We start from the raw sequence: 20,973 nt of genomic DNA, 5'->3' as shown, positions 1-20,973 counted from the left end.
CGTTCCGTCCGATCGAGGAGTGACCGATGCCGCAGGCGGCGAGGCTGGGCGACACCACCAGCCACACCTACACCCCCGTGGTGCCCGGGGTTCCCACCGGCACCGTCGGTCCGCCCGGCGGCGCGGCACTGCCCGCGCTGCCGGTGAATCCGGGGCCGCTGCTCGGGGTGCCCTCGGTGCGGATCGGCGGCCGGCCGGCGGCCGTCGTCGGCACGGTGCACACCTGTTCGCTGCACATGCCGATGACGCTGACACTGACCAACAACCTGGCGCTGCCCGCGCTCGCGGCGCCGGTCACCGGCCGGGTGCTGATCGGCGGCTTCCCGGCGGCCCGCAAGGGGGACCGGCTGACCTGCCAGGCCTCGGTGAGCAGCGGGGCGCCGACCGTGTTCGTCGGGGGGCGTTGAGATGCCGGAGCAGTTCGTCGGCGCGGGTTGGGCGTTCCCGCTGCGGGTCGACGCGACCGGGTCGATCGCGCTGGTCGACCGGGACAAGGAGATCACCGAGTCGATCCGGCTGGTGCTCGGCACCGCGCCCGGCGAGCGGCCGATGCGCCCGGAGTTCGGCTGCGGCATCCACGCCTACGTCTTCGCGACGGCGGACGCGGACACCGCCGGGCGGATCTCGTACGAGGTGCGGCGGGCGCTGGACCGGTGGGAGCCGCGGATCCTGGTCGACGCCGTGGAGGTGGCGCTGGACAGCGCGGACGGCGGCACCCTCTACATCGACGTCCACTACACCGTGCGGGGCACCAACAACCCTCGCAGCCTGGTGTTCCCGTTCTACGTGATCCCCGCGCACGAGCCGTCGCCGACCGGCGCCGGCGCGCAGTCCGTTCAGGAGAGTTACCGCTGATGGCCCTTCCCTCCCCCCATCTCGACGACCGCCGTTTCCAGCACCTGGTGGACGAGGCCAAACGGTTCATCCAGCAGCGCTGCCCGGAGTGGTCGGACCACAACGTCTCGGATCCGGGGGTGACGCTGGTCGAGGCGTTCGCGCACATGACCGACCAGCTGCTCTACCGGCTGAACCGGGTGCCGGAGAAGAGCTACCTGGCCTTCCTGGACCTGGTGGGCGTCACGCTGTTCCCGGCGACCGCGGCCCGCGCCGAGGTGACGTTCTGGCTGTCGGCGCCGCAGCCCGTCCAGCTCCGGCTGCGGGCGGGCACCGAGGTGTCGACGCTGAGCACCGGCCACGACGACCGGATCGTCTTCGCCACCACGGACGAACTCGCGATCAATCCCTGCGAGTTCGGCCATCTGCTGACCAGGGTGGCGGACGGCCGGCCGGTCGACCGCACGGAGGGGCTGCAGGCCGGACAGGACGTCCAGTGCTTCGCGGACGTCCCGCAGGTCGGCGACCAGCTGCTGGTCGGGCTCTCGGCGGCGGTGCCGCACTGCGCGGTGCTGCTGCGGCTGGACAGCCGGGTCGAGGGCGTCGGTGTGGACCCGCGCCAGCCCCCGCTGCTCTGGGAGGCGTACGACGGTGACAGCTGGCTGCCGTGCGAGGTGGACAGCGACGGTACGGGCGGCCTGAACCGGCCGGGCGAGGTGGTGCTGCACGTCCCCGGCGGACACGCGCTGGCGACGGTGGCGGGGCAGCGGGCCGGCTGGCTGCGCTGCCGGACGGTGCCCGCCCGGCCGGGTCAGCCGTTCTACGCGGCCTCGCCGACGGTACGGGCCGTGTCGGCGGCGACCGTCGGCGCCACCGTGGGGGCGGTCAACGCGCAGAGCGTGGAGGGGGAGTCGATCGGCGAGTCGGAGGGCACCCCGGGCCAGCGCTTCACCGTGGCGCACGCACCGATGCTGGGCGGTGACGGCCCGCTGACCGTGGAGGTCTCCTCGGACGACGGCTGGCAGAGCTGGGGCGAGGTGGAGTCCTTCGGGGACTGCGGGGCGGACCAGCGGTGCTTCACCGTCGACCGGACGGCCGGTGAGCTGGCGTTCGGGCCCGCCGTCCGGGAGCCGGACGGTTCGCTGCGCCGCTACGGCGCGGTGCCGCCCAAGGGCGCGCGGCTGCGGGTGGTGCGCTACCGCACCGGCGGCGGGCGGCGCGGAAACGTGGCCAGGGGCGCGCTGTCGGTGGTGCGCAGCTCCGTGCCGTACGTGGCCCGGGTGGAGAACCGGGAGGCGGCGGCGGGCGGGGTGGACGGCGAGAGCGTGCAGGGTGCGATGGAGCGCGGGCCGATGTACCTGCGGACCCAGGACCGGGCGGTGACGGCGGCGGACTACGAGTTGCTGGCCCGGCGGGCGGCGCCCTCGGCGGCGCGGATCCTCGCCCTGCCGGCGGGCAGCGGGGCCGAGGACGGCGGGGTGCGGGTGCTGGTGGTGCCGTCGGCGGTGGCGGACACCGGCGACCGGCTGCGCTTCGAGCAGATGGTCCCGCCGGACGACATGCTGGCCGACATCGCCCGGTACCTGGACGAGCGCCGCCCGATCGGCGCCCGGCTGGTGGTGGAGCCGCCCTTCTACCAGGGGGTGACGGTGGTGGCCCGGTTGATGGCCAGGCGCGGCACCGCGACCGGCCAGGTGCGCGAACGGGCCCTGGACGCGCTGTACCGCTACCTGAACCCGCTGACGGGCGGGGCCGACGGCAGGGGCTGGCCGTTCGGCCGCCCGGTGCAGGCCGGCGAGGCGTACGCGGTGCTGCAGCGTCTGCCGGGGGTCGAACTGGTCGACGACGTGAAGCTGTTCCCGGCCAACCCGTTGACCGGGGAGCGGGGTGTGCCGGGCGACCGGGTCGACCTGGACCGCAACGCGCTGGTGTTCTCCTTCCAGCACCAGGTCCGGGTGGAGGAGCTGTGAGCGGGGGGACGGGCAGCGGCCCGCAGCGGCCGGGCGGGGGGCGCCACGCCGTCGACGGCCTGGCCTCTCCCCGGCCGCTGGCCGGCCGGCTGCCCGAGGTGTACGCCGAGGGTGAGTTCACCGGGCGGTTCGTCGGGGCCTTCGACGACGTGCTGGCCCCGGTGTTCGCCGTGCTGGACTGTCTGGAAGCCTACTGGGACCCGCGGTTGGCGCCGACCGACTTCGTGGACTGGCTGGCCGGCTGGGTCGCCGCGGACGGCGCCCGGGAGCAGCCGCCGGAGCGGCGCCGGGTGGCGGTGGCCGAGGCGGTCCGGGTGCACCGGCTGCGCGGCACGACGGCCGGCCTGGCCGCGCAGCTGCGCCTGCTGGGCGTCGAGGCGGAGGTCACCGACAGCGGCGGGGCGCACTGGTCCGCCACTCCGAACGGTCCGCTGCCCGGCTCGCCCCGGCAGGCCCTGCTGGTCCGGGTCCGGGTACCGGCGGCGGGGGACGGCCGAACGACCGGCTCCGAGGCTCCGGACGGGACGACGGCGACGGACGGGACGACCGCGACGGCGACGGCGACCGCGACCGCGACCGACGGGACGACCGCGACGGCGACGGGCCCGGTCCGGACCGGCCGGGTCACGGCCGCCGGGCTCCCGGCCGACCGGATCTCGGTCACCAAGGTCCCGACCGGCCCGGTCACGGCCCACTCTGCCGCCGCCGCAACGGTCCGGGGCATGCTGCTGCGACGGGTGGAGGCCCTGGTGGAGGAGCACCGGCCGGCCCACGTGGCCCACCGGGTCGAGCTGTCGTACGACTGAGCGGCCCCGGCACCGGCACCGGCAACGAGCACAGTCCCGGGCACGAGAACGGGAGCGAGAACGGCTGCGGCCGGGGAGCGTGGACGCCTCCCCGGCCGCAGCCGTTCCCCACCGCTGTTCGGCCCGGGCCCTAGGGTGCGGGCCAGGCGGTGGGCTGCACCTCGCCGGGCACCGTCTGGTCCTTCACCCAGCCGGAGATCAGCGCGGTCAGGGCGGTGCCGGTCGAGCCCGCCGCCTTCGGCTGGTCGCCCTGGTAGCGGGTGAGCGCGTCCGCCAGCTTCACGGCGTCGTACGAAGCGGTCGGCAGCGCGGCCTTGGTGTTCCAACTCGCGATCAGCTTACGGACGTTGTCCGCGTCGGCGTCCAGGTCGGCGGCGCTCAGCTGGCTCTGGTCGGCCCAGCGCAGGGCGGCCCTGGTGGCGAACACCTCCCAGGTGGTTTTCCCGGGGCCGATCTTCGCGGTGTCGCCGATGACGTCCCACATCCAGAGCCCGGCCAGCGTCGAACGGCCGAGGTTGCCCAGCTTGTCGGTCGCCACCAGGGTGCCGGCCGGGGTGCGCCCGCCGTGCCGGTCGGTGGCCTGCTGGAAGCAGCCGACCTGCTCGACCGTGTTGGCGTCCATCACACCCGCCGTGACGGGCTTGGCAAGCCGGCACGGATTGGTCGCGTCCAGCCGCTTCAGCCGCTCCTGCGCGAAGAGCACGAAGAGGTTGGGGGTCTTGTCCCCCGCCTTGATCGGCAGCGCGGCCCGGGCCGGGGCCGCCGGTACGACGGGCGCGGGGGGCGCGGCACCGCCCCCGCCTGCGCCACCACCGGTGGACGAGGAGCCGCCGCCACCGCCGGAGGAGGACCCGCCGGCCTGGGCGCCGCCGCCACCGCCGCCGGCGCCCGGCCCGGTGCCGGGATCGGCGGGGGCCGGTGCCGCCGGGGCCGGTTCGCCGGGCGCCGGTGCGAGCGGGGGCGTCTCGGCCGCGATCGGGGCGCCCGCGGGCTGCAGCGCCACCGGGGTGGCGGGCTTCGCCCTGCCGGCCACCGAGGGCGCGGCGGTGAGCCACAGGGCGACGCAGGCCAGCGTCAGCGCGGCCACCGCGCCCAGTACGCCGGCCGCCCAGCCGGGCAGCACCGCCCGGCTGAGGTAGGTGCCCTCCAGAATCAGCGGTTCGACACCCGGGCGCTGCACGGCGAGCGTGACGGGCACGGTCTCGCTGCCGCCGCTCCAGCGGATCCGCCGCGGCTTGACGACGACCGTGCCGAACACCGCCCGGCCGGGTTCGATCTGCACCGAGGAGGGGCGTACGTCGAAGTCGAGCTGGTCCCCGCTGTCGCGGCCGGCCAGCACCGCGGTCACCGGCGAGTTGCCCAGGTTGTCGACGGCCAGCCGCAGCCGGCCCCGGAACCGGCCCCGGCAGGTCGGCGGCACCAGCTCGGCGTGCAGCTCGGTGAACGGCGCGACCGAGACGACGCCCTCGACCACCGTGGTGGCCTCCCGCTGCTCGGCCGGGATGACCTGGAGGGCGTACGGGTGCGGCCCCGCGACGGCCTCCGGCGAACGCGGCGGGGTGAGGACCAGCTCCACCGTGCCGGTGGTACCGGGGTAGAGCGTCAGCGTGGCCGGCTCGACCCGCAGCCAGCGCGCGGGGTCGCCCAGCGGGGCGACGCGATACTCCTCGACGACGTCACCGGTGTTGCGCACCCGCAGGGTGACGCCGGTGCTGCCGCCTGCGTCCACCGTGGCCGACGCGGGTTCTAGGGAAGTCCAGATGCTCACCGCCGGACTCTAGGCGCCGACCGGACGGGGTGTCAGCGGCCACCGGGGCGCCCCCGGGGGCAGTGCCGGTTGCCCTTGCGGGCAACCGGTCCGCCGCCGGGCGCGTCCTCAGAGGTCCTGCGGGCCCTCCGGCGGCTCGAACCGGCCCGCCAGCTCGGCCCGCCGCCGGACGCCCAGCTTCCGGAAGCTGTTGGTCAGATGGGTCTCCACCGTCCGCACCGCCAGGTGCAGCATGGCCGCGATCTCGCCGTTGGAGTGCCCGGCGACCGCCAGCCGGCAGATCCGCTGCTCGCTGCCGGTCAGCGCGGGGGCCCCGGTGTGCCGCTCCTTCGTCAGCCGGGCACCGGTCTCCTGCAACAGGTCCTCCGCGGCCGTCCGCAGCCGCGTCGCGCCCAGCCGCTCGGCCCGGGTGGCGGCCTCGCGCAGGGTCTGCCGCGCGGCGGCCCGGCGCCCGGCTGCGCCGAGCATCCGGCCGAGGGTGAGCAGCGCCGGGATCAGCTCCGTCTCCACCTGCGCGGTGCGCAGCAGGTCCACCGCTCCCCCGGCGCTCTCCAGACCCTGTCGGCCGCCGGTGGCCGCGCCCAGCGCGCGCATCGCCCGGCCGATCGTCCGGGGCGTACCCCAGATCTCGGCCAGCCGCAGCTCCTCGGTGGCCAGCGCGACGGCCGGTCCGGGCAGGCCGAGAAGCACCTGGCAGTCGGCCGCCGCCGAGCGCCAGGGGGTCACGATCGGGCTCTCCACCTGGCGTTCGCGCTGGCGCCGGCCGCACTCCAGCAGGTCCTCCAGCGCCGTGGCGGGGCGGCCGACGGCGAGGTGCAGCAGGCCCCGCGCGTACAGGTACTCGTTCCACTCCCACGAGCCGTGCGCGCCAACCGCCTCGGCGTGGCGGGCCAGCTCCCGGGCCTGCGCCGGGCGGCCCAGCTCGGTCAGCGCGATGACGGCCTGCGCCACCAGGTGGGCGTTGCCCAGCGAGAGCACCGCGAGGCAGCCGCCGTCCTCCCCCGCGTCCGCGCTCCCGGCCCCGCCGGAGCCCCGCGTCCCGGCCTCCCGGCCCAGCGCCCGGAGCTCGTCGAGCAGCGGCTCGTACTCCCCGCGCATCACCCGGCTCTCGGCCCGCACGCTCAGCAGGCACTGGTAGCCGGAGTGCAGCAGTGGTCCGCGGTGCGCGGCCAGGCCCTGTTCCACCAGCCGGTCGGCCTCCGGGAGGCAGTCCGCCCACTGGGCCAGCGTGGCGGCCGAGGCCAGCACGTAGTGCTGGGAGAACGGCTCGGACGGCGCCTGTGTCAGCTCCCGGACCCGCCGCTCCACCTCGGCGGCCGACAGCAGCCCGCTGGTCGAGTCGAACTCGGTCAGCAGCGCCCGGGCGGCCGGTGCGATCGGCCGGGGTGTGCGGGCGGCGAGCCGGCGCAGCCCCTGGACGACCTGCAGCCAGCTGTTCCCGTCGTGCGAGGAGATCAGGGCGGCGGCGGCCTGGACGGCCCGGGTGAGGTCCTCCCGGCCGGCGAAGCGCTCGGCGAGCTGTTCCAGCACCTCCAGGGCCGCGGCCGTCTCGCCCTGGGCCGCGAGGGCGGCGCCGAGCGCGTTCGCCGCCGCGAAGACGCCCTCGTCGGACTGTTCCAGGTGCACCGCCTCGGCCAGGTGCCGGATGCCCGCGGCGTGCCGGGCGGCGCCCAGCGAGATCTCCAGGCAGCCGAGTTCGGTGAGCGTGGCGCCCCGGCGGCGGGCCGGGAGCGGCTCGTCCAGGGCGCGGCGCAGCAGGGCCGCGGCCCGGTCGGGGCGGCCCGCGCGCCGGACCGCGCGGGCCGCGCCGAACAGCACGTCGGCGGCCCACCGGACACCCGGTCCGGGGGCGTGCACCAGGTGGGCGGCGACCAGCTCGTCCGGTTCGCCGCGCCGGTGCAGCAGGAGGGCGGCGGCCCGGTGCGCCTCGGCCCGGCGGGGCGCCCGCCAGCCCGCCAGGACGGCTTCGCGCAGCAGCGGGTGGCCGAACCGGGGGCGCTCGCCGCCCGGCCGGGTGTGCAGCAGTCCCTGGGCCGCCAGCCCGGCCAGCCAGCCGGCCAGCCGTTCGGGGTCGGCGCCGGTGAGTTCGGCCAGGTCGGCCGCCGTGGGGGTGTCCGACTCCGACTCCGACTCCGACTCCGACTCCGACTCCGGGCCGGGGTGGTGGCCCGGTCCCATCCGGTGGTCCTGCAGCTGGGCCAGCGTGCGGGCGGCGGTGGCCGCCTCCGGTCCGGCGCTGTGCAGCCAGAGGTCGACGGCGTCGAGGAAGGCCCCGGTCGGCAGCCCGGCGCAGCTCGGCGGCAGTGCGGCGGCTCCGGCGGGCAGGGCGTCCAGGTCGGTGAGCAGGGCCTCCAGCAGCAGCGGGTTGCCGCCGGTGGCCGCCACGCAGTCGTCGAGCAGTCGCCGGGGCGCGGGCGCGCCCAGGCGGCCGGTGAGCAGCTCGGCGACGGCGGGCCGGCCGAGCGGGCCGATCCGGCAGGACTGGGCGAGCGGCGCGGTCAGGGTGCGGCCGAAGCGGGCCAGCGGGGCGCGCAGCTCGTGCTGGCGGCGTTCGGTGACGACCAGGAGCACCGGCAGCCGGTCGATCCGGCGGCCGACCTGGTGCAGCCAGCGCCAGGAGGGGGCGTCGGCCAGCTGGACGTCGTCGACGGCGAGGAGCACCGGGCCGTGCGAGGCGTGCAGCAGCAGCAGCTCCCACAGGTCGCTCTCCGGTGCGGGGGCCCGGTGCGGGGGCCCGGCCCGGCCGGGGTCGGCGGGCGCGCGGGCGGCCGGGACGCGGTCCCGGGCGCCGGGGTTGAACAGCTGTCGGGCGACGCCGTACGCGCGGTCCGACTCGTCCGCGGAGCAGCGCGCCCACAACACGGTCATGCCGTCGCGCGCGTGCCGGTCGGCGACGGCGGTGAGCAGGGCGCTGCGGCCGGTCCCGGCGGCGCCGGTGAGCAGCAGGATGCCGCCCTGCCCCTGCCGGGCCCGCTCGGCCATGGCGTCCGCGCGGGCCAGTGGCTCCCGGCGGTCGGCCGGCCCCGGCCGTCCGGCCGGGGCGGGGAGGGGGGCCTGAGCCCGGTGGTTTCTCGTGGTCGCGCCGCCGGTGCTCGTGGTGCCCGTGGTCGTGGTGCCGATCATCGTGGTCCCCCCGGTCGAGACGGCGGCGGTCAGCGGGCCGGACGGCCTGCTCCTCACCTCCACGTGCTCGGTGACCTTGACGTTGCACCAGCGCCCCAACGGGGGCTGTGAGCTTCGTCGCACCCGGTGGCGGAGGGCCGCCCGATCTCGTGGTGCACCACGATGGCCCGGCGGCCCGGGCTGCGGTGAGCATGGGTACGGGGCGGGGTGCTGTCGGCGCCGGCCCTTTGTCACAGGTGGGCCCACCCGGGTGTCAGGCACATGCGGACCGTCGTTCGGGCGGCCGCGGCCGGGCGCCGTCGGGCCGGGCATCCAGAAGGGGGAGCCATGAGTGTCCTGCAGGCCGAGAGCGTGGTCCGCGGCGGTGTACGGCCGGGGGTCCGGATTCCGGTGGTCGTCCACGCGGCGGACCCGATCTCGCGGGCCGGTGCGGTCAGCCAGCTCAAGCAGTGCGCCGCGGTCCGGCTCGCCGAGGAGCCGTCGCCCGGTCCCGGGGCGGTGGCGGTGATGCTGGCCGAGACGGTGGACGCGACGGTGACGGCGACGCTGCGCCGGCTGGTGCGCGGCGGCGAGGTCCGGGTCGTCCTGGTGGTCGAGCGGATGCGCGAGGCGGAGCTGCTGGAGGCCGTGGAGTGCGGGGTCGCGGCGATCCTGTGGCGGCGCGAGGCGACCGCGCCCCGGCTCGGCCAGGCGGTGCTCGCCGCGGCCCGGGGCGACGGCGACCTGCCGGCCGACCTGCTGGGCCGGCTGATCGTGCAGATGGGGCGACTGCAGCGCAGTGTCCAGGGCCTGCCCGGGTTCACCCCGCCGGGGATCTCGGAGCGGGAGTCGGACATCCTGCGACTGGTCGCGGAGGGCTGGGACACGGCCGAGATCGCCTCGAAGCTCTCGTACTCGGAGCGGACGGTGAAGAACGTCCTGCACGGCCTGACGACCCGGCTGCACCTGCGCAACCGGGCGCACGCGGTCGCGCACGCGCTGCGCGAGGGCTACATCTAGCCGCGCCCGGCCCGGGCGGCGGGGGCGGCCACCCTCCGGTGCCCGCGGCCATCGCGGGGTCGCCAAGATCTCACCTGTTGGAAACGTCCGGGGTCTATCGGCGCGGGGCCGTCACGGGGCACACTTCTACGCGCGTTCCTCTACGCGCGTCACATATGTTTGACGATCCGTCTGCCCGCACGTCCCCCTGGAGCCGTTGATGCCTCTGAACCGCCGTGACTTCGTCACCCGCTCCGCCGCGACCGCCGCGGGCGCCGCCCTGGCCGGCGGCGCCTCGGTGGCCGCGGCCTCCCCGGCCGCGGCCGCGGGCGCCGACCAGCAGGGCAAGAAGAAGGACCAGAAGAAGCAGGCCTTCACCGTCATGGGCACCACCGACCTGCACGGCCGGGTGCTGAACTGGGACTACTTCACCGACGCGGTCTACGCGGACAAGGCGCACAACGACGTCGGCCTGGCCAAGATCTCCACCCTCGCCAACCAGGTCCGCGAGGACAAGGGCTGGGACCGCACCCTGCTGATCGACGCCGGCGACATGATCCAGGGCACCCAGCTGACGTACTACTACGCCCGGGTCGACCCGATCGCCACCGACGCGGACACCGCCCCCGAGCACCCGATGGCCCTGGCCATGAACCTGATGGGCTACGACGCGGCGGCGCTCGGCAACCACGAGTTCAACTACGGCATCCCGACCCTGCGCGCCTTCGAGGAGCAGCTGGAGTTCCCGCTGCTGGGCGCCAACGCGCTGCACGCCAAGAACGAGAAGCCCGCGTTCACTCCGTACGTCATCAAGGAGCTGCACCTGGGCCACGGCCGCCCGCTCAAGGTCGGCATCCTGGGCCTGACCAACCCGGGCATCGCGATCTGGGACAAGGCCAACGTCTCGGGCAAGATGGTCTTCCCCGGCATCGTCGAGATGGCGGCGAAGTACGTGCCCCGGATGAAGGCGGCCGGCGCGGACATCATCGTGGTGTCGGCACACTCAGGCATCGACGAGCCGACCACCTACGGCGACCAGCTGCCCTGGCCCGAGGACGCGTCCGGCGAGATGGCCGAGACGGTGGCCGGCATCGACGCGGTGCTGGTGGGCCACACCCACAAGGAGGTGGCCCAGCGCCTGATCGTCAACAAGCAGACCGGTAGGACGGTGGTGCTCTCCGAGCCGCTCTGCTGGGGCCAGCGCCTGACCTGCTTCGACTTCGAGGTGGAGTTCGACAACGGCTCCTGGACGCTCGTCTCGCTCTCCTCCCGGGTGCTGAACTCCAACACGGTGGCGGAGGACCCGGAGATCGTCGACGCGCTCTCCGCCCAGCACAAGAAGGTGGTCGAGTACGTCAACCAGGTGATCGGCACCTGCAAGACCGAACTCTCCATCGCCGAGGCGCCGTTCAAGGACACCCCGATCATCGACCTGATCGGCCGGGTGCAGGCCGACACGGTGAAGGCCGCCCTCGCCTCCACGTCGTACGCGAACCTGCCGGTGCTGGCCCAGGCCGCGCCCTTCAACCGGACGGCGCTGATCCCGGCCGGGCAGGTCAAGCTGCGCGACGCGGCCGGCCTGTACATCTACGAGAACACCCTGGAGGCGCGCATCCTGACCGGCGCCCAGATCAAGGACTACCTGGAGTTCTCGGCCAAGTACTTCGCGCAGCTGGCCCCGGGGGCGCCCGTGGTGCTGGAGACGCTGACCAACCAGCAGAGCACACCCGACTACAACTACGACTCGCTGTACGGGGTCTCCTACGACATCGACATCTCGCAGCCGGTCGGCTCGCGGATCGTCGGCCTCTCCTACGACGGCAAGGCGGTCGACCCGGCCGCGCAGTTCGTCCTCGCGGTGAACAACTACCGGGCGAACGGCGGCGGCAACTTCCCGCACGTCGCGGCGGCCACGTCGGTCTGGGCTGACTCCAACGAGATCCGCAACACGATGATCGCCTGGGTGAAGGCCAAGGGCGTCATCGACCCGGCGGACTTCGCCTCGGTGTCCTGGCGCCTGGTCCGCGCCGGCGTGCCGGTCTTCTAGGCACCCTGGGGGGTGGGCCGGGCCCCGGCCCACCCCCGGCCCATCACTGGCGGTCCGCCGGCCGGGTCGCCGCCCCCACAGGGGGTGGCGACCCGGCCGGAGTGTCAGAACGGGAAGCGGCTGCGCCCGTGCTGGATGGAGATCCACTTCACCGTGGTGAACGCCTCCACGGTGGCCTCACCGTTCAGCCGGCCCACCCCGGAGTTCTTCTCGCCGCCGAACGGCACCACCGGCTCGTCGTGGATGGTGCCGTCGTTGATGTGGATCATGCCGGTCTCGATCCGCTGCGCCAGCCGGACCCCTCGCTCCACATCCGCCGTGTGCACCGCGCCGCTGAGCCCGAACGGGGTGTCGTTGGCGATCCGCACCGCCTCGTCCTCGCCGTCGAAGGGCACCACCAGGACCACCGGGCCGAAGAGTTCGCGCCGCAGGATCGGGTCACCGTCCGGCAGGCCGCCCAGCACCACCGGGTCCATCAGGGTGCCGACGGTCTGCCCGCGCAGAAGCGCGGTGGCGCCGGCCGCGACCGCCCGGTCCACCTCGGCGGTGAGCGCCTCGGCCTGGTTGGCGTTGATCAGCGGGCCGATGTGGGTGGCCGGATCCCTGGGATCGCCGACCTTCAGGGAGGCGACCTTGGCCACGAAGCGCTCGGTGAACTCCTGCTCGACGCTGCGGTCGACCAGCACCCGGTTGGCCGCCATGCAGACCTGCCCCTGGTGCGCGAACCGACTGAACACCGCCGCGTCCACCGCGTAGTCGAGGTCCGCGTCGTCCAGCACGATCAGGGCGCTGTTGCCGCCGAGCTCCAGGACGGTCCGCTTGAAGTGCCCCGCGGCGACCGTGGCGACGTGCCGGCCGACGGTGTCGGAGCCGGTGAAGGAGATCACCTTGGGCACCGGGTGCTCGATGAAGGCGTCGCCGATCTCGGCGATGTCGGTGACCACCACGTTCAGCAGACCGGCGGGCAGCCCGGCCTCCTCGAAGATCCTGGCGATCAGGGTGCCGCCGACCACCGGCGTGTTCTGGTGCGGCTTGAGCACCACGGCGTTGCCCAGCGCCAGCGCCGGCGCGACCGCCTTCAGCGACAGGAACAGCGGGAAGTTGAAGGGGCTGATCACCCCGACCACGCCGACCGGCAGCCGGTAGAGACGGTTCTCCTTGCCGTCCACCGGCGAGGGCAGGATCCGGCCCTCCGCGCGCAGCGAGAGCTGGGTGGCCTCGCGCAACATGTCCTTGGACAGGGCGAGTTCGAAGCCGGCCTTCAGCGCCGTACCGCCGAGCTCGGCGATGATCGCCTCGGTTATCTCGGCCTCGCGCTCCTCGATCACCCGCAGCGCGCGCTCGAACACCAGCCGCCGGGTGTACGGGTTGACCCGGGCCCAGGACCGCTGCGCGCGCTCCGCCGCGCGGTACGCGTCGTCGATCTCGTCCACGGTGGCGACGGTGATGGTGGCGAGCTTGTCGCCGCTGTACGGATCGATGTCGACGATGTCCCAGGTGCCGGAACCGGTCCGCCATTCGCCGTCGATGAACTGCCGCGACAGTTCCGTAAAGTAGGACATCTGATCCCTCTCGCCCACGACACCACCGGCCGACCTCTCGTCTGACCGACCATCATCGTAGTGACCACGAACGGATCCTGGGTGTCCGGGCGCCGAACGGAGGGCAGCCGTCCGGTCGGGGCCGTCCCGCTAGAGCTCCTTGCGGATCAGCCCCAGCAGTTCGAGCCCCTGCTCCGGCGCCAGGCAGTCGGCGACCAGCCGCTCCATGGCCCGGCCGTACGCCTCGACCTGGTCCGCCTTGTCCAGGTAGAGCGCGCTGGTGAACTGCTCCAGGTAGACCACGTCGGGCAGTTCGGGCTCGGGGAAGCTCAGCATCGAGAAGGCGCCGCCCTCCGCACGGATGCCGCCGACCCCCAGCGGCATCACCCGCAGGTCGACGTTCGGCAGCTCGGCGAGCTCCGCCAGCCGGTCGATCTGGGCGGCCATCACCTCGGCCCCGCCCCAGGGCCTGCGCAGCGCCGCCTCGTCGACGACCGCGAGGAGCAGCGGCGCCCGGTCGCCGGTCAGCAGCTCCTGGCGACGCGTCCGGACCGCCACCCGCCGCTCGATCTCCTCCGGCTCGGCGCCCCCGTTGCCCAGGCGGATGACGGCGCGCGCGTAGTCGGCGGTCTGCAGCAGGCCGTGGATGAACTGGACCTCGTAACTGCGGATCCGGCAGGCCGCCTCCTCCAGCCCCAGGTACCCCTGGAACCAGCTCGGCACCACGTCACCGTAACCGTGCCACCAGGTGGCCGCGTTGGCCTCGCCCACCATGGCGAGCAGAGCGCCGCGCTCGCCGTCGCCGACCACGCCGTAGAGGGTGAGCAGATCCGCGACGTCCCGCTCCTTGAAGCCGACCCGGCCCAGCTCCATCCGGCTGATCTTGGACTCGGACGCCCGGATCGAGTACCCGGCCTCCTCCCGCGAGACACCGCCGGCCTCCCGCAACCGGCGCAGCTGGGAGCCCAGCATCAGGCGCCGCACCGTCGTACCGCCACCGGTCTGCGTTGTGCTCATCCTGGTGAACCTCCGCCACTCGCGTCCGCCCCCGGTTCTCGCCGCAGTCTGCCACTTGGGGCCGACATCCGGTACCGGAACCGCCGGACGACCCACAACTGTGGTACGCCGAAGGGCTCCTGGGGCACACCGGCACCCCGGGGGCCGAACCGCCCGCCGACTCGCCCGCCCGCGCAGCCCCGCCCGCGCGGGCTCACACGCCGCGCCCCGCAGGGCGGGCGCACACGACAAAGCAGCACCTGCTCCCAACTTGGTCGGGGAGGGAGCAGGCGCTGCAAGACCGCGGTGGCCCGGCGGCTCTGACGGGTCAGCGGCTGAAGCAGCCCGGCGATGCGGCGCCGGGCCGTCCGGTCAGACCACCAGGGGGCGGTCCGTCGGGCGGATCGGGGCGGGCAGGGCGGTCTTGCCACCGAGGAACGTGTCCACCGCGGCGGCCGCGGAGCGGCCCTCGGCGATGGCCCAGACGATCAGTGACTGGCCGCGGCCGGCGTCGCCGCAGACGTACACGCCGTCCACGTTGGTGGCGAAGGCGCCGTCCCGGTTGATGTTGCCGCGGGCGTCGAGGTCGACGCCCAGCTGCTCCACCAGGCCGTTGGCGGTGTCGGTGCCGGTGAAGCCCATGGCGAGGGTGACGAGCTGGGCCGGGATGGACCGCTCGGTGCCCTCGACGGGCTGGAAGCGGCCGTCCTTGAACTCGACCTCGACCAGGTGCAGCTCCTGGACGTTGCCGTCCTCGTCGCCGCTGAAGTGGGTGGTGTTCACGCTGTACACGCGCTCACCGCCCTCCTCGTGCGCGGAGGTGACCTTGTAGACCATCGGCATCGTCGGCCACGGCTGGCCGGTCGGCCGGTCGTCGCTCGGGCGCGGCATGATCTCCAGCTGGGTGACCGAGGCCGCCCCCTGGCGCAGTGCGGTGCCGAGGCAGTCGGCGCCGGTGTCGCCGCCGCCGATGACGATGACGTGCTTGCCCTTGGCGCTGATGGGCGTCTCGACGAAGTCGCCCTCCTGCACCTTGTTGGCGAGCGGCAGGTACTCCATCGCCTGGTGGATGCCCTTGAGCTCCCGGCCGGGGACGGGCAGGTCACGGGCGGTGGTGGCACCGGCGGCGACCACGACGGCGTCGAAGCGCTCGCGCAGCTGCTGGCCGGTGATGTCCTCGCCGACACTGACACCGGTACGGAAGCGGGTACCCTCCGCGCGCATCTGCTCGACGCGGCGGTTGATGTGGCGCTTCTCCATCTTGAACTCGGGGATTCCGTAGCGCAGCAGGCCGCCGATGCGGTCGGCGCGCTCGTACACCACCACGGTGTGCCCGGCCCGGGTCAGCTGCTGGGCCACGGCCAGGCCGGCCGGGCCGGAGCCGACGACGGCCACGGTCTTGCCGGACAGCCGCTCCGGGATCTGCGGCGTGACGCCGCCGTTGTCCCAGGCCTTGTCGATGATGGTGACCTCGACGTTCTTGATGGTCACCGCGTCCTGGTTGATCCCGAGCACGCACGCCGACTCGCAGGGAGCGGGGCAGAGGCGGCCGGTGAACTCCGGGAAGTTGTTGGTCGCGTGCAGGCGCTCGATCGCGCCGGACCAGTCGTCCCGGTAGGTCAGGTCGTTCCACTCGGGAATGAGGTTCCCGAGCGGGCAGCCGTTGTGGCAGAACGGGATGCCGCAGTCCATGCAGCGGCCGGCCTGCTTCGTGATGATCGGAAGGAGGCTGCGCTCGACGTAGACCTCGTTCCAGTCACGGATCCGGACGTCGACGGGGCGACGCTCGGCGAGCTGCTTGGGCGTGGTCAGGAAGCCCTTGGGGTCAGCCATTTGCCGCCTCCATCATCTTGCGAGTGGTCTCGGACTCGGAGAGCCCGTCGCGCTCAGCGGCATCCTTGGCGGCGAGCACAGCCTTGTAGTCGGTCGGCATGATCTTGGAGAAGCGGGAGACCCCGCTCGCCCAGTCGGCCAGGAGCTCGGCGGCCACGGTGGAGCCGGTCTCCTCGTAGTGCTGCTGCACGGTGTCGCGCAGCCATTCGCGGTCGGCGGCGGTCGGGGCCTCGATGCCCACCATGCCGTCGTTCACGTTCGCGGGGCGCAGGTCCAGGACGTAGGCGATACCGCCGGACATGCCCGCCGCCAGGTTGCGCCCGGTCTCGCCGAGGATGACGACCCGGCCGCCGGTCATGTACTCCAGGCCGTGGTCGCCCACGCCCTCCACGACCAGGGTGGCACCGGAGTTGCGGACGGCGAAGCGCTCGCCGGCCTTGCCGCGCAGGTGGATCCGGCCGCTGGTGGCACCGTACCCGATGGTGTTGCCCGCGATCACGTGGTTCTGGGCGTCGGCGCCGATGGCGGCCGCGCCGCGCGCCGGGCGGACGATGAGCACGCCGCCCGACAGGCCCTTGCCGACGTAGTCGTTGGCGTCGCCCTCCAGGCGCAGCGTGATGCCGCGCGGCACGAAGGCGCCGAAGGACTGGCCGGCGCTCCCGGTGAAGGTGACGTCGATGGTGCCCTCGGGCAGGCCCTCGCCGCGGTACCGCTTGGTCACCTCGTGGCCGAGCATGGTGCCGACGGTCCGGTTGACGTTGCGGATCGGCAGCTGGATGCGGACGGCGTCGCCGCGCTCCAGGGCGTCCTCGGCCAGCGAGATCAGCTGGTTGTCCAGGGCCTTGTCCAGCGAGTGGTCCTGGCCGGTGGTGTTGTGCAGGGCCGCGCCCTCGGGCAGCTCGGGCACGTGGAACAGCGGGGCCAGGTCGAGGCCCGCCGCCTTCCAGTGGCTGACGGCCTCGGTCGCGTCGATGTGCTCGGCGTGGCCGACGGCCTCCTCGATGGTGCGGAAGCCCAGCTCCGCGAGGATCTCGCGGACCTCCTCCGCGATGAACTCGAAGAAGTTCACCACGAACTCGGGCTTGCCCGAGAAGCGCTCGCGCAGCACCGGGTTCTGGGTGGCGACGCCGACCGGGCAGGTGTCCAGGTGGCAGACGCGCATCATGATGCAGCCGGAGACGACGAGCGGCGCGGTCGCGAAACCGAACTCCTCGGCGCCGAGCAGCGCGGCGATGACCACGTCGCGGCCGGTCTTCAGCTGGCCGTCGGTCTGCACGACGATGCGGTCGCGCAGGCCGTTGAGCAGCAGGGTCTGCTGGGTCTCGGCGAGGCCGAGCTCCCAGGGGCCGCCCGCGTGCTTGAGCGAGGTGAGCGGCGAGGCGCCGGTGCCCCCGTCGTGGCCGGAGACCAGCACGACGTCGGCGTGCGCCTTGGAGACGCCGGCCGCGACCGTACCCACGCCGACCTCGGAGACCAGCTTCACGTGGATGCGGGCCGCCGGGTTGGCGTTCTTGAGGTCGTGGATCAGCTGAGCCAGGTCCTCGATGGAGTAGATGTCGTGGTGCGGCGGCGGCGAGATCAGGCCGACACCCGGGGTGGAGTGCCGGGTCCGCGCGACCCACGGGTAGACCTTGTGGCCGGGCAGCTGACCGCCCTCGCCGGGCTTGGCGCCCTGGGCCATCTTGATCTGGATGTCGTCCGCGTTGACCAGGTACTCGCTGGTGACGCCGAAGCGGCCGGAGGCGACCTGCTTGATGGCCGAACGGCGCTCCGGGTCGTACAGGCGCTCCGGGTCCTCGCCGCCCTCACCGGTGTTCGACTTGCCGCCGAGCCGGTTCATGGCGATGGCGAGCGTCTCGTGCGCCTCCATCGAGATGGAGCCGTAGGACATGGCGCCGGTGGAGAAGCGCTTGACGATCTCGGAGACCGGCTCGACCTCGTCGATGGAGATCGGGGTGCGGCCGTTGCCGTCGAACCTGAACAGGCCGCGCAGCGTCATCAGCCGCTCGGACTGCTCGTTCACCCGCTCGGTGTACTGCTTGAAGATGTCGTACCGGCGGCTGCGGGTGGAGTGCTGCAGACGGAAGACGGTGTCCGGGTCGAACAGGTGCGGCTCGCCCTCGCGGCGCCACTGGTACTCGCCGCCGATCTCCAGCGCGCGGTGCGCGGCGGTGATGCCGGAGGCGGGGTACGCCTTGGCGTGGCGGGCGGCCACCTCCCTGGCGATCTCGTCCAGGCCGATGCCGCCGAGCTTGGTGGTGGTGCCGGAGAAGTAGCTGTCCACGGTCTGCTGGTCGAGGCCGATGACCTCGAAGACCTGGGCGCCGCGGTAGGAGGCGACGGTGGAGATGCCCATCTTCGACATGACCTTCAGGACGCCCTTGCCGAGCGCCTTGATCAGGTTCTTGATGGCCTTCTCGGCCTCGATGCCCGTGATGAACACGCCCTGGGCGACGAGGTCCTCGACGGACTCCATCGCCAGGTACGGGTTGACCGCGCCGGCCCCGTAGCCGATCAGCAGGGCCACGTGGTGGACCTCGCGGACGTCACCGGCCTCCACGATCAGCGACACCTGGGTGCGCTGCTTGGTGCGGATCAGGTGGTGGTGCACCGCGGAGGTGAGCAGCAGCGAGGGGATCGGCGCGTGCTCGGCGTCCGAGTGGCGGTCCGAGAGGACGACGATGCGGGCGCCGTCGGCGATCGCCGCGTCGGCCTCGGCCGCGACGGCCTTCAGGCGGGCGGCCAGGGCCTCGCCGCCGCCGGAGACCTTGTAGAGGCCGGAGAGCGTGACGGCCTTGAGGCCGGACTGGTCGCCGTCGGCGTTGATGTGGACCAGCTTGGCCAGCTCGTCGTTGTCGATCACCGGGAAGGTGATGCCGACGGAGCGGCAGGCGGCCGACTCGGCGGCGAGCAGGTTCCCCTCGGGGCCGAGGTTGCTCAGCAGCGAGGTGACGAGCTCCTCGCGGATGGCGTCCAGCGGGGGGTTGGTGACCTGCGCGAACAGCTGGATGAAGTAGTCGAACAGCAGGCGCGGCTTCTCGGAGAGGGCCGCGATCGGGCTGTCGGTCCCCATCGAGCCGAGCGCCTCGCCGCCGGTCTTCGCCATCGGGGCGAGGATGACGCGCAGCTCCTCCTCGGTGTAACCGAAGGTCTGCTGGCGACGGGTGACCGAGGCGTGGGTGTGCGCGATGTGCTCGCGCTCGGGGAGCTGGGCGAGCTGGATCTGGCCGGCGGCGATCCACTCCTCGTACGGGTGCTCCGCGGCGAGGGCGGACTTGATCTCCTCGTCCTCGACGATGCGGTGCTCCGCGGTGTCGATGAGGAACATCTTGCCGGGCTGCAGGCGGCCCTTCTTGACCACCGTCTCCTGCTCCAGGTCGAGCACGCCGACCTCGGAGGAGAGGACGACCAGGCCGTCCTCGGTGATCCAGTAGCGGGCCGGGCGCAGGCCGTTGCGGTCGAGGACCGCGCCGATCTGGGTGCCGTCGGTGAAGGTGACGCAGGCCGGGCCGTCCCAGGGCTCCATCAGGTTGGAGTGGTACTGGTAGAAGGCGCGCCGGGCCGGGTCCATGGTGGCGTGGTTCTCCCAGGCCTCCGGGATCATCATCAGCACCGAGTGCGGCAGCGAGCGGCCGCCGAGGTGGAGCAGCTCCAGGACCTCGTCGAAGGACGCCGAGTCGGAGTGGTCCGGGGTGCAGATCGGGAAGATCCGCTCCAGGCCCTGGCCGTTCCGGTTCGCCGGGATCAGGTCGGTGGCCAGCTGGGACTCGCGCGCGGTCATCCAGTTCCGGTTGCCCTTGACCGTGTTGATCTCGCCGTTGTGCGCGACGAAGCGGTACGGGTGGGCGAGCGGCCAGCTCGGGAACGTGTTGGTGGAGAAGCGCGAGTGGATCAGGCCGATGGCGGAGGCGAAGAGCCGGTCCGACAGGTCGGGGAAGAAGGGCTCCAGCTGGCCGGTGGTCAGCATGCCCTTGTAGACGATGGTGCGGGCGGAGAGCGACGGGAAGTACACGCCGGCCTCGCGCTCGGAGCGCTTGCGCACCACGAACGCGGCGCGGTCCAGCTCCAGGCTGGTAAGGTCACCCTTACCAGCGGCGGCGGCCAGGAAGATCTGCCGGAAGCGCGGCATGACCGAGCGGGCGGTGGCGCCGAGCAGGTCGGGGGTGACCGGGACGTCGCGCCAGCCGAGGACGGTCAGGTCCTCGTCGGCGGCGATGGCCTCGATCTGGGCGACCGCGCCGGCATCGGCGGCGTCCTCGTCGGGGAGGAAGGCGATGCCGACCGCGTAGGCGCCGGCGGTGGGGAGCTCGAAGGCGACCTTGGAGCGCAGGAACGCGTCGGGGACCTGGGTCAGGATGCCCGCGCCGTCACCGGAGTCCGGCTCGGCACCGGTCGCACCGCGGTGCTCCAGGTTGCGCAGGACGGTGAGCGCCTGCTCGACGATCTTGTGGTCGGCGACGCCGGTCAGCGTCGCGACGAAACCGACACCACAGGCGTCGTGCTCGTTCCGCGGGTCGTACAGGCCCTGAGCAGCAGGTCGCGCATCCGGAACGAGCGCGTACGGCGAGCGCGATGCGCCGGCCTTGGGCTCGTTGTCGGAGTGCATGGATGCAGACAGCATCGGCTCTCCCGTCGTCGTCTTGATAGTGGGGCCCACCCGGCGCCAAGGCCTGGGGAGCTCTCTGTGCAACAGGGACGACGTTGGCCCTCTGCGATTTCGTGCAGGTTACATGATGCCCGACATCCCGGGAAGTGGACGGCGCCGTCCACATGGCGGACGCAAACCCCAGGTCAGAGCCGGTTACCGACGGGTAGTAGCTACCGAGGGGGGCGAACACGCGTCCGCATGCTCCCACCAGTGTGCCCGCCGGCCGCGCGCCTGAAACAGTGACGAAATGCCGGCGAACCAAGATCGCCTCGGGCCCGCCTGCGATTCGTCACCACGAGGGGGAGCCGAAGATTGGAATCGTCGGGTCCGCAGGCCCCACGGGGATACTAGGACAACCGAGCACCCTGCTCCCATGTGCGGAACGTCACGCACTCCGGGGCATAATCATGCATCAGTTGTGCCATCGCA

Annotated in this window: 12 protein-coding genes; 6 read left to right on the top strand and 6 right to left on the bottom strand. The window is 73.3% G+C overall.

Going from position 1 to position 20,973, the window contains the following annotated elements; genetic code table 11:
• Positions 1-26: 26 nt before the first annotated feature.
• From OG823_RS26025 to OG823_RS26010, 4 genes are read left to right on the top strand one after another with little or no spacing between them, the layout of a single operon-like run.
• Entirely contained in the window at positions 27-407 is a 381-nt protein-coding gene (locus OG823_RS26025) for a PAAR domain-containing protein (RefSeq protein ID WP_371482290.1), read from the top strand.
• Position 408: 1 nt separating this feature from the next.
• The gene (locus OG823_RS26020; protein WP_371482289.1) at positions 409-855 is read left to right on the top strand and encodes a GPW/gp25 family protein; all 447 of its coding nucleotides are present in this window, start codon (positions 409-411) and stop codon (positions 853-855) included.
• Positions 855-2,804 carry a putative baseplate assembly protein gene (locus OG823_RS26015; protein ID WP_371482287.1) on the top strand — a complete coding sequence of 650 codons (1,950 nt, stop codon included), beginning with the start codon at positions 855-857 and terminating at the stop codon, positions 2,802-2,804. The genes OG823_RS26020 and OG823_RS26015 overlap by 1 nt, the downstream gene beginning before the upstream one ends.
• Positions 2,801-3,610 (top strand): phage tail protein, encoded by an 810-nt coding sequence (locus OG823_RS26010; RefSeq protein ID WP_371482286.1) that lies wholly within the window; start codon positions 2,801-2,803, stop codon positions 3,608-3,610. The genes OG823_RS26015 and OG823_RS26010 overlap by 4 nt, the downstream gene beginning before the upstream one ends.
• A 130-nt stretch (positions 3,611-3,740) precedes the next feature.
• Here OG823_RS26010 and OG823_RS26005 read toward each other — a convergent pair whose 3' ends face one another.
• On the bottom strand, positions 3,741-5,378 hold the full coding sequence (locus OG823_RS26005; protein WP_371482285.1) for a peptidoglycan-binding protein: 1,638 nt from the start codon (positions 5,376-5,378) through the stop codon (positions 3,741-3,743).
• A gap of 108 nt (positions 5,379-5,486) precedes the next feature.
• Positions 5,487-8,624, bottom strand: a complete 3,138-nt coding sequence (locus tag OG823_RS26000) for an AAA family ATPase (RefSeq protein WP_371482284.1) — start codon at positions 8,622-8,624, stop codon at positions 5,487-5,489.
• A 204-nt stretch (positions 8,625-8,828) separates the two neighbouring features.
• On the opposite strand from OG823_RS26000, the gene OG823_RS25995 reads away from it, so the two are divergent.
• Positions 8,829-9,500 (top strand): LuxR C-terminal-related transcriptional regulator, encoded by a 672-nt coding sequence (locus OG823_RS25995; RefSeq protein ID WP_371482282.1) that lies wholly within the window; start codon positions 8,829-8,831, stop codon positions 9,498-9,500.
• A 199-nt stretch (positions 9,501-9,699) separates the two neighbouring features.
• Complete coding sequence (locus OG823_RS25990) at positions 9,700-11,526, top strand: bifunctional UDP-sugar hydrolase/5'-nucleotidase (protein ID WP_371482281.1); 1,827 nt, start codon at positions 9,700-9,702, stop codon at positions 11,524-11,526.
• 104 nt (positions 11,527-11,630) lie between these two features.
• Here the strand turns inward: OG823_RS25990 and OG823_RS25985 are convergent, their stop codons facing one another.
• The 4 genes from OG823_RS25985 to gltB all read right to left on the bottom strand — a co-directional run bounded on the left by OG823_RS25985 (position 11,631) and on the right by gltB (position 20,502).
• Positions 11,631-13,088: an aldehyde dehydrogenase family protein gene (locus OG823_RS25985; protein WP_371482279.1), complete on the bottom strand. Its 1,458-nt coding sequence runs from the start codon at positions 13,086-13,088 to the stop codon at positions 11,631-11,633.
• Between the two features lie 129 nt (positions 13,089-13,217).
• A complete protein-coding gene (locus tag OG823_RS25980) occupies positions 13,218-14,084 on the bottom strand; it encodes a helix-turn-helix domain-containing protein (RefSeq protein WP_371482277.1) in 867 nt (288 codons plus the stop codon).
• Between the two features lie 351 nt (positions 14,085-14,435).
• Positions 14,436-15,896: a glutamate synthase subunit beta gene (locus tag OG823_RS25975; protein WP_371482276.1), complete on the bottom strand. Its 1,461-nt coding sequence runs from the start codon at positions 15,894-15,896 to the stop codon at positions 14,436-14,438.
• A complete protein-coding gene (gene gltB, locus OG823_RS25970) occupies positions 15,889-20,502 on the bottom strand; it encodes a glutamate synthase large subunit (RefSeq protein WP_371484659.1) in 4,614 nt (1,537 codons plus the stop codon). Before gltB ends, OG823_RS25975 begins: the two co-directional genes overlap by 8 nt.
• Positions 20,503-20,973: the final 471 nt, after the last annotated feature.

Source organism: Kitasatospora sp. NBC_00315, assembly GCF_041435095.1.
Taxonomy (GTDB): Bacteria; Actinomycetota; Actinomycetes; order Streptomycetales; family Streptomycetaceae; genus Kitasatospora.
Note: the sequence above shows the minus strand (reverse complement) of the source record. Positions and strands in the feature narration are given on the sequence as shown.

Bases quoted from the DNA above. Each gene is read 5' to 3' on its own strand.
- OG823_RS26025 (WP_371482290.1), top strand. From the start codon at position 27: ATGCCGCAGGCGGCGAGGCTGGGCGACACCACCAGCCACACCTACACC.
- OG823_RS26020 (WP_371482289.1), top strand. From the start codon at position 409: ATGCCGGAGCAGTTCGTCGGCGCGGGTTGGGCGTTCCCGCTGCGGGTC.
- OG823_RS26015 (WP_371482287.1), top strand. From the start codon at position 855: ATGGCCCTTCCCTCCCCCCATCTCGACGACCGCCGTTTCCAGCACCTG.
- OG823_RS25995 (WP_371482282.1), top strand. From the start codon at position 8,829: ATGAGTGTCCTGCAGGCCGAGAGCGTGGTCCGCGGCGGTGTACGGCCG.
- OG823_RS25990 (WP_371482281.1), top strand. From the start codon at position 9,700: ATGCCTCTGAACCGCCGTGACTTCGTCACCCGCTCCGCCGCGACCGCC.
- OG823_RS25985 (WP_371482279.1), bottom strand. From the start codon at position 13,088: ATGTCCTACTTTACGGAACTGTCGCGGCAGTTCATCGACGGCGAATGG.
- OG823_RS25980 (WP_371482277.1), bottom strand. From the start codon at position 14,084: ATGAGCACAACGCAGACCGGTGGCGGTACGACGGTGCGGCGCCTGATG.
- OG823_RS25975 (WP_371482276.1), bottom strand. From the start codon at position 15,896: ATGGCTGACCCCAAGGGCTTCCTGACCACGCCCAAGCAGCTCGCCGAG.
- gltB (WP_371484659.1), bottom strand. From the start codon at position 20,502: ATGCACTCCGACAACGAGCCCAAGGCCGGCGCATCGCGCTCGCCGTAC.